Consider the following 11,136-nt stretch of genomic DNA (forward strand, 5'->3'; position numbering starts at 1 on the left):
CCCTCACCCCCCAGCCCCTCTCCCCGGGGGGAGAGGGGAGTCCGTTTGCGTCGCCGATCGCTCGTTCGTCTCATGCGTCGGGTTCGTCCCCCGGCGCCGCTCCTTGGGAAGGGTCGTCGCGGGCAGTATCTTGGCGCTCTTCCGCGAGGCGCCGACGACGCCCGCACTCCCCCGGCCCTTCCGAAACAGGCGATGCAAGCGATCGGCTACGCCGCCGCCGGGCCGATCGACGCGGACGACGCTCTGATCGCGTTCGAGACCGCACGCCCGACCCCCGGCCCGCGCGATCTGCTGGTGGAGGTCCGCGGCGTGTCGGTCAATCCGGTCGATACGAAGGTGCGAGCCGGGATCGAACCGGAAAACGGCCCGCGGATCCTCGGCTTCGACGGCGCCGGCGTGGTCGCGGAAGCGGGGGCGGAGGTCACCTGGTTTCGCCCCGGCGATCAGGTGTTCTACGCCGGGGACATCTCCCGGCCGGGCACGAATGCGGAGTTCCATCTCGTCGACGAACGCATCGTCGGCCGCATGCCGACCTCGATGGACTTCGCCGACGCCGCCGGCATGCCGTTGACCTGCATCACCGCCTGGGAACTGCTGTTCGACACGCTGGGCGTCGCGGAGGGCGGCGGGAAGGGCGACACGCTGCTGGTGATCGGCGGGGCCGGGGGCGTCGGCTCGGTTCTGATTCAACTCGCCAAGCGGCTCACCAAACTGAAGGTGATCGCCACGGCGTCGCGGCCGGACACCGTGGCCTGGGTCGAAACGATGGGCGCCGACCACATCGTCAACCACCGCAAGCCGTTGGATGGGGAACTGAGCACGCTGGGCATCGCCCCGCGGTACGTCGCCTGCCTGACGCACACCGCCGACCATTTCGACGCCGTGGCCGAGTTGATCAAACCCCGCGGACGGATCGCGGTGATCGACGACCCGCCTGCGTTGGAGATCAAGCCGCTGAAGAAGAAGGCGCTGTCGGTCGGGTGGGAATATATGTTCGCCCGCCCGGTCTTTCAGACCGCGGATATGCACGTCCAGCACGATCTGCTCAATCGCGTCGCCGCGATGCTGGACGACGGCAGCCTGCTTCCGACCGTCTACGAACACGCCGGCGCCCTGACCGTCGACGCCCTGACCGAGGCCCACGCGTTTCAGGAAAGCGGCCGGGCGATCGGCAAGACGGTGTTCGACGGATTGGGCCGCTGACGGTCTTCCGCTCTGTTTATTTCCACCTGCTTATTTCCCCCTGTTGAAGAGTCTCCCGTGTCGCATCTGACCATCGTCGCCCATATTCACGCCGAGCCGGATCGGGCGGACTTCGTCCGGGCGGAAGCGGAGAAGCTGGTCCCGATCACGCTGAAAGAAGCGGGCTGCGTGCAATACGATCTGCACCGGGACCATGAAGACCCGGTTCACTTCATGTTCTATGAGAACTGGGAGTCCCGCGAGCTGTGGCAGGCGCATATGAACGCCCCGCACCTCAAGGCGTTCCAGGAAGCGACCGACGGCGCCGTTGCGGAATTGAAGCTGTATGAGATGAGCCGCGTCGATTGATCGGCCCTCCCCTTCCGATCGGCCTCCCCGCACCTCTCGAAGCCGCGCCATGTCGATCGTTTATGCGTTGTTACTGACCGGCGCGGCGGCGCCGGCGGCGTGCGGCGGGGATTTCGTCGCGCCCGAGACGCTCGTCACGCCCGCGATGACCGACGACGCCCCCGCCGCGGGGCGAAGCGTGCGTCAGACGGCGCCGGAGTACGCGGGGACCGCGGTCTATCACGCTCTTTATCTCCCGATCGACTGGACGCCGGACGGGGTCTATCCGGTGATCGTGGAATATACCGGCAACAAATATCCCGCGTGCGGTTCGACCGGCGAGGCGAAGGACGCGAACCTCGGCTACGGCCTGACCGGCGGGAAGGGTTTTATCTGGGTCTCGATGCCGTACGTCGCGCGGGACGGCCGGCGGAACGAAGTCACCTGGTGGGGCGATCGGCAGGCGACCGTCGACTACTGCAAACGGAACGTGCCCCGGATCTGTGCGCAGTTCGGCGGCGACCCGGATCGCGTGTTCTTCTGCGGGTTCTCCCGCGGGGCGATCGCCGCCGGCTACATCGGTCTGGCGGACGACGAGATCGCCTCGCTGTGGCGCGGGATGTTCACCCACGATCACTTCGACGGAGACCGAACCTGGCCCTACCCCGACAGCGATCGCGACGCGGCGCTCGTCCGTCTGAGTCGCCTGAACGGCCGGCCGGCGCTGGCCAGCGGCGCCGGGACGGAGTTCCTCCGCGAGCATCCTCGCTTGGCGACGTTCACCTTGCTGCGCCCGCCCGTCGCGGAGATCTTCGACATCCCGGAGGGCGGCGTGATCCACCCGCACACGGACCTGTGGATGCACCGGGACAGCCCGTCTCGCGACCGGGCGCGAGCCTGGTTGAAGCGCCACAGTGAGCCGGCGCCGAAGCGATAAACCGGCGCCGCCGTCGTCAGTCTGCCGCCGTCACTCCGCCGCCGCCGCCGCGTCGGGGACGGTCGTCGATTCGCGGGTCGTTTCCCGGACGACGATGCCGGGGCGGACGAAGGAGATGCCCTGGCCGCCGCGGGTGTCGATCATCACCGCTTCGAAGGCCGGTTCGCTGACCGGCTCCGCGGCGACCCATTCGATCAGGAAGTTCGCCCCGCTGCCGCCGCTGGTGTCCTCGCGTTCGACGAGAAAGTCCCGTGACGCCAGCGGTCCCAGTCGCAGCGGCTGCTTGAGCAGGGCCCGCACCTGCGACCCGTCGGTGCCGTGGTAGGTGACGCGGGTGAGCACCAGATCGCGATCCGGGTCGGTGTTGCGGGCCGACAGCGTGACGGTCAGCAGGTGGGCGTCGCCCTTCTCGTGGTACACGTGCGAATACGCCGGGACGTATACCGTCTGCCCGCGGGCTGGGTGCACGGGCACCTCCGCCCCCGATCCGCCGCGGCCGGCGGCGCCGGAGGCGTCCCCGGCGGCGGCCTCGGGATCGTTGTAGCGCAGTCCGTCCTCGACCGGCGTCAGGCGGTGGTCGAGATACAGCGCCCCCAGCATCGCCAAGCCCCCCGGGACGATGATGCAGATCGCGGTCAGAATTTTGAAATGTCGCATGAACGCGTCGGCGTCCTGTTCGCTGATCGGGGCCATCGTGGCGGGTCGAACGTCGGAGGGAGGGGGCGGGAACCGACCCCGCGTCGGCACATCGTATCGTCGGGGCGGCGTCCTAGAAGCGGCTTGAGTACCAACCCGAAGCGTCAGCGAGGGCGTCGGTCGCGGGCCGACGTGCTGCGCACGTCGGATCCCTCGCTGACGCTTCGGGTTGGTACGGATCAAAGTCTGAAACCGCGATCTATTTTGGCGTCGCCCGCTCGCCCGGTATGTATTTGGGATTGCGCTCCGTCGGCAGGGGGGCGTCCGCCGCGTCGAACCAGGCCAGCAGGTCGTTCAATAATTCGTCCCGCTTCTGCGGGTTCGACTGCGACAGGTCGTTCCGCTCCCCGATGTCCTCGGACAGGTCATAAAGCTCGACGGCCCCGTTCGCGGGGAGGGCGTCGCGGCCGCCGTCGAGCGTCCATTCCTCCAGGAACAGGTGCAGCTTCCAGTCGCCTTTGCGAATCACGCTGACCGGCCGGGTCCGAAAGCCGAGGGCCACGTCCGCGGGCCGCCCGCGCGTCACCGGCCGATCCAGATAGCCGGGGAAGTGCCAGAAGATCGCCTCGCGTTGCAGGTTCCCGCCTTGGAACAGCGGCAGGAGGCTCTCGCCGTCGAGAACCTTCCCGGCGGGCGGCTGGGCGCCGGCGACGTCGACGAAGGTCGGATAGAAATCGACGTTGGTGATCGGCGTATCGCAAACGCTGCCGGGTTCGATCACGCCGGGCCAGCAGGCCACGCACGGCTCGCGGATGCCCCCTTCATAATAGCCTCCTTTATTGCCCCGCAGCGGCTCCTGCGAGGAAGCCGGCGTTGCCCCGTTGTCGCTGGTGAAGACGACCAGCGTGTTCTCCGCCAAGCCGAGGTCGTCCAATGATTGCATTAATCGACCGACGCTTTCATCAAGGTCCGCGGTCATCGCCGCATAGAGCGCGCCGGCGGGGGCGTCGGGCGTCGCCTCCTGCTTGGCTTTGAACTTCGCCAGCGTTTCGGTCTGCGCCTGCAGCGGCGTGTGAATCGCGTGATGGGCGAGGTAGCAGAAGAACGGCCGGTCGCGGTTCGCCGTCATGAACTCGACGGCTCGGTCCGTCATGGAGAACACGCCCTTGGGATCGGTCGGCGGGCCGGGTTTGTTGCCCTGCCAGCCCTCCTTCGTCGGCCCTTCGCCGTAGGAGTTATAAGAGACGTCGAACCCCTGTTCGGTCGGCAGGGCGCCGTCTTTGCCCAGCAGATGCCATTTGCCGAAGTGCCCGGTCGCGTAGCCGGCGGCCTTCATCGCCTCGGCCATCGTGACGTTCTCCGCCGGCAGGCCGCTGCGGTTCGGGATCGGAATGAGCCGTTGATGCTTCCTCGGCCCGCGGTCCGTGCTGCCGACCGCGAAGACGTGATGCCGCGGCGTATACGTCCCCGACAGCAAACAGGCCCGGCTGGGGGCGCAGTTCCCGGCAGTCGCGTAGGCGTTCGTAAACGTCATGCCCTCCTCGGCGAGCCGATCGAGGTGCGGCGTTTCAAAGAACCCGTCGCTTTGATAGCCCACGTCCTTCCAACCGAGGTCGTCGGCGAAGACGAACACCACGTTCGGCGGACGCGATTCGTCGGCCGGGGCGAACTCCGCGGCTTGGCCGAATCCCGCGAACCCGGCGAGCAGGGTCGGCGCTGCGCACCACAGGGCGAGAAGTCGGAAGAAGGCGTGCGGCGGGTTCGTCATGGCGACTTTCCGGTTCTTAGTGATGTTTCGCAGTCTAACGCCCCAGTCTAACGCTGACGGGACCGCGATCTCGCCGAAGCGACCTCGGCGGCGCGGAACCACTTCCCGCGGGAGCGAAACTCCGTCACCATGGAATCGCCTCGCCCGGGTTGGACCGACGTTCGTCTCTCCGGCTTGCCGGGCGACGCCCGCCGATTTTGATATTTCACGCCGAGCCTTTGTCTACCGATCTCGATCCCGACCGCCGAACCTCTCGGCCGGCCGCATCGCGGGCGGCGATGCCCGCTCGCAAGCGGGTGGCGTTGCTGGTGGAGACCTCCAGCGGGTACGGCCGGGATGTGCTCGCGGGGATCACCCGCTTCATGCGGATGCATGACGACTGGTCCGTGTTTCTGGAGCAACGCGACCTGACGCGCACGCCGCCGGCATGGCTGAGCAAGTGGGACGGGGACGGGGTGATTTCCCGGGCGACCAGCCCGGAATTGGCGTCGGCGGGGCTGCCGCTGGTCGAGATCACCGACCGCGAGGAGGGGCGCGCCCACGTCCGCAGCGACGACGGCGCGATCGGGCGGCTCGCCGCCGAGCACCTGCACGAGCGCGGCTATCGCCGGTTCGCCTTCTGCGGATTCGCCGGCGAGGCGTGGTCCGATCGCCGCGAACGCGGCTTCGTCGATTACTTGAACGAGTTGGGCAATCCCGGCGACTGCTGCGAATTGCACAACGTGCCGTGGTACGGCCCGGGCACGCTGACCTGGGACGAGGATCAGGATCGGCTGGGCGACTGGCTCGCCGCGATCCCCCGGCCGTTCGCGGTGATGGCCTGCAACGACGTCCGCGGCCAGCAGGTGCTCGACGCCTGCGCGGCGCGGGGCTTCGCGGTGCCGGAGGATGTCGCGGTGATCGGCGTGGACAACGACGACGTGCTCTGCCGGCTCAGTTCCCCGCCGCTCTCCAGCGTGATCCCGGATGCGGAGGGCGTCGGTTATCGCGCCGCCGAACTGCTGGCCGCCCGCATGCGCGGCGAATCCGTCCCGGAGACTTCGGAACTGCTCCCGCCGCTGGGCGTCGCGACGCGGCAGTCGACCGATACCGTGGCGATCCCCGACGAAGGCGTCGCCGCGGCGCTGCATTACATCAGTCAGCACGCCTGCCGTGGAATCTCAGTCGACGACGTCGTTCGCAACGCCTCGGTCTCCCGCAGCACGTTGGAACGGAAGGTCCGCAAACACCTCGGCCGCACGCCGCAGGAGGAGATTCGACAGGTGCAGGTCAAACGCACCTGCGAACTGCTGCGAACCACCGAACTGACCGTCGAACGCATCGCCGCCCTGTGCGGGTTTGAACATCCCGAGTACCTGCACGTCGTCTTCAAACGGATCACCGGGATGACGCCCGGCCAGTTCCGCGCCGACGCCGCCGCCGGTCCCACGCGGGCCTCGGGCGTCCTCGACGGTTGAGACGCGGCGCGTCCGGCGCCAGATGTCCGATGAGAACTGACGCCTGATCTCAGGGCGTCCGGCGTTCGGTTGGCTCGAGGACCGATCGGACGTTACGCTTAAGCCCCCTCCGATCCCGGTAAGAACCATGAAGGCGCTCCTGCTCTCCGACCTCAAACACCTTGAGGTCACCGACTTCGACCGGCCCACGATCGGGCCGCGCGATCTGCTCGTGCAGGTCCGCGCCTGCGGGATCTGCGGCAGTGACGTGCACGGCTACGACGGCGGCAGCGGCCGTCGCATCCCCCCGCTGGTGATGGGCCACGAAGCCGCCGGCGTCGTCGCCGAGGTCGGCTCCGAAGTCACCGGCTTTACGCCGGGCGACGCCGTGACGTTCGATTCCACCGTCTCCTGCGGCACGTGCCATTTCTGTCGGAAAGGGCAGATCAACCTCTGCGAGAACCGGCAGGTGCTGGGCGTCTCCTGCGGCGACTACCGCCGGCACGGCGCCTTCGCGGAGTACGTCTCCGTCCCCGAGCACGTCAGCTACAAGCTGCCCGAGGGGCTGCCCTTCGAGCACGCGGCGATGATCGAAGCCGTCTCCGTGGCCGTGCACGCGGTCGCCCGCACGCCGATCCAGCTGGGCGATACGGCGGTGGTCGTCGGCTGCGGGATGATCGGTCTGCTGACGATTCAGGCCGCGAAGCTGGCGGGCTGCACGCGGATCATCGCCGTCGATCTGGACGCCACGCGGCTCGACCGGGCCAAGGCCCTCGGGGCGACCGTGACGTTGAAGGGGAACGAAGTCGACGTGCCCGCGGAGGTCCGCGCCCTCACCGAAGGCCGTGGCGCCGACGTGGCGTTCGAAGTCGTCGGCGCCCCGCCGACGGTCACGACCGCGATCGAATCCGTCCGCAAGGGCGGGGCGATCACGCTGGTCGGCAACCTCGCCCCCAAGGTCGAGTTCCCCCTGCAATCGGTCGTCACCCGCGAGCTGTCGCTGTTCGGCACCTGCGCCTCCAGCGGCGAATACCCCGCCTGCATCGACCTGCTCGCCAGCGGAGCGATCCAGGTTGCGGACCTCATCACCGCGACCGCCCCGCTGGAGCAGGGCGCCGACTGGTTCGCCCGCCTGTACGACGGCGAACCGGGGGCGATGAAGGTGATCCTCGACCCGACCCTTTCGCCGTAATTGAAGCGACCGCCGTCGTTTCCCGCCGCCGCCGCTCCCCACGCATCGAAGCCTCACGATGACGTTCCCCCTGACGCTCGCCGTCGCCGGTCTGGCGACCCTCATCCCGACCGCCGCGCCCGACCCGGCGCCCGGGGCCGCCCCGGCGGAGTGGGCGCCGGTACAGGATTCGATGCTCACCGAGTGGGGGGAGCAGGTCGAACCGGACTCCGCCTGGGCCGAGTATCCCCGGCCGACGATGGTGCGGCCGCAGTGGCAGAACCTGAACGGCCTGTGGCAATACGCCGTCACCCCCGGCGACGCCGATCCGCCGACCGAGTGGGAGGGCGAGATCCTCGTTCCGTTCGCCCTCGAAGCCCCGCTGTCCGGCGTCGGCCGCCGGCTCAACGCCGATCAGGCGCTTTGGTATCGCACCACGATCCCGACGCCGACCGACGCGACGCCCGGCGAACGCACGCTGCTGCACTTCGAAGCGGTCGATTACGCCTGCGAAGTCTGGGTGAACGGCGTCTCCGTCGGCACGCATGTCGGCGGGAACCTGCCCTTCAGCTTTGACGTCTCCAAGGCTCTCGCCGCGTCTTCGGGTTCAAACGCAGACGGGCCGGCGTCGCTGGTGGTGAAGGTTCGCGACGCGACCGACGCCGCCGGCGCCTACCAACTCCGCGGCAAGCAGATGATGGAGCCGCGCGGCATCTGGTATACGCCGGTCTCCGGCATCTGGCAGACCGTTTGGACCGAGCGCGTCCCCGCCGCGGCGATCTCCGCGGTGGACTTCAAAACGACGATCGACGGCACGGTCGCCGCCTCGATCGTCTTCGACGGCAAGACGTCCGCCGAGGCCTCCACCCGCATCACCGTGCTGGACGATGGCAATGAAGTCGCGACCGCGATGAGTTCCCCCTCCGCCCCGGCGAGCGAGGTGACGTTCACGATCCCGGACGTGAAGCTCTGGTCGCCCGCGTCGCCCCATCTCTATGACCTGAAAATTGAACTGCTGAACGGTCGCCGCGTCGTCGACACGGTGCAGTCCTACGTCGGCGTCCGCGAGGTCGGCACGGAGAAGGACGAGAACGGCGACCTGCGGCTGACGCTCAACGGCGAACCGCTGTTTCATTGGGGGCCGCTCGATCAGGGCTGGTGGCCGGACGGGCTGCTCACCCCGCCCTCGGACGAGGCGATGCAGTCCGACGTGGATTGGTTGAAGCGGGCCGGCTTCAACATGATTCGCAAGCATATCAAGGTCGAACCCCGGCGTTATTACGCCCACTGCGACCGCGTCGGCATGCTGGTCTGGCAGGATCAACCCAGCGGGGGCAGGGACGAAGGTGCCGGCGAGTGGCCCCGCTGGCATCGACTGGCCGATAACTATCCCGGCCAGCCGGAGCGGACCGAAGACCTCTCCGAGCTACGCATCGACGCCGACTGGCCCGACGCCGCGCATGAGCAGTATATGCGTGAATTAAAAGGCATGGTGGACGGCCTGGACGTGCATCCCTCGATCGTCTGCTGGGTGCCGTTCAACGAACGCTGGGGCCAGCACCGCACCGCCGAAGTGGGCCGGTGGTTGAAGGAATACGACCCGACCCGCATCGTGAACGTCGCCAGCGGCGGGAACTTCGCCCCGGTCGGAGATATCGCCGACGAGCACACCTATCCGCACCCGTTCTTTAACACGGACGAACCCCGGTTCGATCCGTTCGTGAAGGTCGTCGGGGAGTTCGGCGGCCACGGCTGGCCGGTCAAAGGCCACCTGTGGAACGAGGAGACACGCAACTGGGGCTACGGCGGTCTGCCGAAGACGAAGGACGAATATGTCGACCGCCTCGCGGAGTCGATCCGTCGCCTCGGCGAGTTGAAGAAGCAGGGCGTCGCCGCGGGCATTTATACCCAGACGACCGACGTCGAAGGCGAGATCAACGGCCTGCTGACCTACGACCGGGCCGTGGCGAAGATCCCGGCCGAGCGTCTGCGGCAGATCGCCCAGGACGCCGGTTTGATCGACCTCCCGGCCGCCGCGGGCCGGCCAGACGCTCGAACCTCCGCATTGTCCGGCCGTCGGCCGAACGTGGTGGTGATCCTCGTGGACGATATGGGTTATTCGGACATCGGCTGTTACGGCGGGGAGATCGAGACGCCGAATCTCGACGCCCTCGCCGCCGGCGGGCTGCGGTTCACGCAGTTTTATAATCAGGGCCGCTGCTGCCCGACGCGGGCCAGCCTGCTGACCGGCCTGCAACCGCATCAGGCCGGCATCGGCCACATGACGCTCCCCCCGGGCCAGGAAACCGGCGTCGTCGGGCCGTATCAAGGCTATCTGAACGACAATTGCGTCACGCTGGCGCAAGTGTTGAAGCCCGCCGGTTATCGCACGCTGATGTCCGGCAAGTGGCATCTCGGCGCCGCCCGCCGCGACACCTGGCCTCTGCAACGCGGCTTCGAGAAGTATTACGGCTGCCTCAGCGGGGCGATCAACTACTTTCAACCCGGCGGCGATCGCGGTCTGACGGAGGGGAACGACGACGCCCCCGTGCCGGACGACTTCTGTGCGACCGACACCTTCACGACCAAGGCGATCGAGTATCTGGACGAGACGCCGAAGGACGAGCCGTTCTTCTTGTACCTCGCCTATAACGCCCCGCACTGGCCGTTGAACGTCAAGCCGGAGGACTTCCGCAAGTACCGCGGGCGATATACGGAGGGTTATCGGGCGATCATGGCGAAGCGGAACGAACGTCAGCGGGCGATGGGGCTGATCGGCGAGGAGGTCCGCCCGGCGCCGCACCCGGGGCCGAAGTGGGACTCGCTGGATGAGGAACGCCGCGATCAGCAGGACGCCGTCATGGCCGCCTACGCCGGCTGTCTGGACTCCATCGATCAGAACGTCGGCAGGTTGGTCTCGCACCTGCGCGAGACCGACCGATTCGAGAACACGCTGATCTTATTCCTCTCCGACAACGGCGCCTGTCAGGAGGGCGGGAAGTTCGGCAGCGGTGATGAACGAGCGATTCTCAATCCGCCGTTGGAAACGACGGGCGGCCCGCGGCTCGGGCTGCAATGGGCGGGCGTCTGCAACACGCCCTATCGGAAATATAAGCACTTCGTCCACGAGGGCGGCGCCCGCACGCCGTGCATCGCCCACTGGCCGGCCGGCGTGCCGGAGGCCGACCGCGGCGGGTTCGTTCGCGAATACGCCTCTCTGCAAGACGTGATGGTCACGCTGACGGACCTCAGCGGCGCCGAATATCCCGCCGACATGCCGCCCCTCCAGGGCCGCTCCTTCACCCCCCTGCTGGCCGGCGATCGGACGCCGATTCATACCGAACCGACCTATTGGGAGCACGAAGGCAACGCCGCCGTCCGCCGCGGCGATTGGAAGCTCGTCCGCGAGTATCGCAATCCGTGGGAACTCTACGACATGAGCGACGACCCGACGGAACTGAACGACCTCGCCGAGCAACGCCCCGAACTGCGGGACGAACTCGTCGGTCTGTGGGAAGCCTGGGCGACGGAGACCGGCGTCCGCTTCCCGAAGCGTTTCAATATGTACGAGGAACTGCAGAAGCTGAAATCGGAATAGTTCGATCCGGCATCCATCCCCCCTCGCCCCCTTTTGGGGGAGAGGGGCTGGGGGTGAGGG

General features: G+C 67.7%; 8 protein-coding genes. 6 read left to right on the plus strand and 2 right to left on the minus strand.

Annotated features, from left to right (window positions below; genetic code table 11):
* Window positions 1-192: 192 nt before the first annotated feature.
* The 3 genes from LzC2_RS17345 to LzC2_RS17355 are packed head-to-tail and all read left to right on the plus strand — an operon-like array spanning window position 193 to window position 2,467.
* On the plus strand, window positions 193-1,203 hold the full coding sequence (locus LzC2_RS17345; protein WP_171189285.1) for a zinc-binding alcohol dehydrogenase family protein: 1,011 nt from the start codon (window positions 193-195) through the stop codon (window positions 1,201-1,203).
* Window positions 1,204-1,260: 57 nt separating this feature from the next.
* The gene (locus tag LzC2_RS17350; RefSeq protein ID WP_171189286.1) at window positions 1,261-1,551 is read left to right on the plus strand and encodes a putative quinol monooxygenase; all 291 of its coding nucleotides are present in this window, start codon (window positions 1,261-1,263) and stop codon (window positions 1,549-1,551) included.
* A gap of 49 nt (window positions 1,552-1,600) precedes the next feature.
* Window positions 1,601-2,467: a hypothetical protein gene (locus LzC2_RS17355; RefSeq protein WP_174977616.1), complete on the plus strand. Its 867-nt coding sequence runs from the start codon at window positions 1,601-1,603 to the stop codon at window positions 2,465-2,467.
* Window positions 2,468-2,497: 30 nt separating this feature from the next.
* Here LzC2_RS17355 and LzC2_RS17360 read toward each other — a convergent pair whose 3' ends face one another.
* Together LzC2_RS17360 and LzC2_RS17365 are read right to left on the minus strand one after the other, a co-directional pair.
* Window positions 2,498-3,160 (minus strand): DUF3124 domain-containing protein, encoded by a 663-nt coding sequence (locus LzC2_RS17360; RefSeq protein ID WP_171189287.1) that lies wholly within the window; start codon window positions 3,158-3,160, stop codon window positions 2,498-2,500.
* Window positions 3,161-3,362: 202 nt separating this feature from the next.
* Window positions 3,363-4,871 (minus strand): sulfatase, encoded by a 1,509-nt coding sequence (locus LzC2_RS17365; RefSeq protein ID WP_171189288.1) that lies wholly within the window; start codon window positions 4,869-4,871, stop codon window positions 3,363-3,365.
* Between the two features lie 278 nt (window positions 4,872-5,149).
* On the opposite strand from LzC2_RS17365, the gene LzC2_RS17370 reads away from it, so the two are divergent.
* The 3 genes from LzC2_RS17370 to LzC2_RS21895 all read left to right on the plus strand — a co-directional run bounded on the left by LzC2_RS17370 (window position 5,150) and on the right by LzC2_RS21895 (window position 11,076).
* Window positions 5,150-6,328, plus strand: coding sequence for a XylR family transcriptional regulator (locus tag LzC2_RS17370; RefSeq protein WP_171189289.1), 1,179 nt, complete (start codon window positions 5,150-5,152; stop codon window positions 6,326-6,328).
* Window positions 6,329-6,455: 127 nt separating this feature from the next.
* Window positions 6,456-7,499 carry a galactitol-1-phosphate 5-dehydrogenase gene (locus tag LzC2_RS17375; RefSeq protein WP_171189290.1) on the plus strand — a complete coding sequence of 348 codons (1,044 nt, stop codon included), beginning with the start codon at window positions 6,456-6,458 and terminating at the stop codon, window positions 7,497-7,499.
* Window positions 7,500-7,557: 58 nt separating this feature from the next.
* Window positions 7,558-11,076 carry a sulfatase-like hydrolase/transferase gene (locus tag LzC2_RS21895; protein ID WP_206678771.1) on the plus strand — a complete coding sequence of 1,173 codons (3,519 nt, stop codon included), beginning with the start codon at window positions 7,558-7,560 and terminating at the stop codon, window positions 11,074-11,076.
* Window positions 11,077-11,136: the final 60 nt, after the last annotated feature.

It is taken from the genome of Alienimonas chondri, assembly GCF_013036045.1.
Taxonomy (GTDB): domain Bacteria; phylum Planctomycetota; class Planctomycetia; order Planctomycetales; family Planctomycetaceae; genus Alienimonas; species Alienimonas chondri.

What these genes read in the sequence shown, in the direction of transcription:
- LzC2_RS17375 (WP_171189290.1), top strand. Translation starts at nt 6,456, where the DNA reads ATGAAGGCGCTCCTGCTCTCCGACCTCAAACACCTTGAGGTCACCGAC.
- LzC2_RS17345 (WP_171189285.1), top strand. Translation starts at nt 193, where the DNA reads ATGCAAGCGATCGGCTACGCCGCCGCCGGGCCGATCGACGCGGACGAC.
- LzC2_RS21895 (WP_206678771.1), top strand. Translation starts at nt 7,558, where the DNA reads ATGACGTTCCCCCTGACGCTCGCCGTCGCCGGTCTGGCGACCCTCATC.
- LzC2_RS17360 (WP_171189287.1), bottom strand. Translation starts at nt 3,160, where the DNA reads ATGGCCCCGATCAGCGAACAGGACGCCGACGCGTTCATGCGACATTTC.
- LzC2_RS17355 (WP_174977616.1), top strand. Translation starts at nt 1,601, where the DNA reads ATGTCGATCGTTTATGCGTTGTTACTGACCGGCGCGGCGGCGCCGGCG.
- LzC2_RS17365 (WP_171189288.1), bottom strand. Translation starts at nt 4,871, where the DNA reads ATGACGAACCCGCCGCACGCCTTCTTCCGACTTCTCGCCCTGTGGTGC.
- LzC2_RS17370 (WP_171189289.1), top strand. Translation starts at nt 5,150, where the DNA reads ATGCCCGCTCGCAAGCGGGTGGCGTTGCTGGTGGAGACCTCCAGCGGG.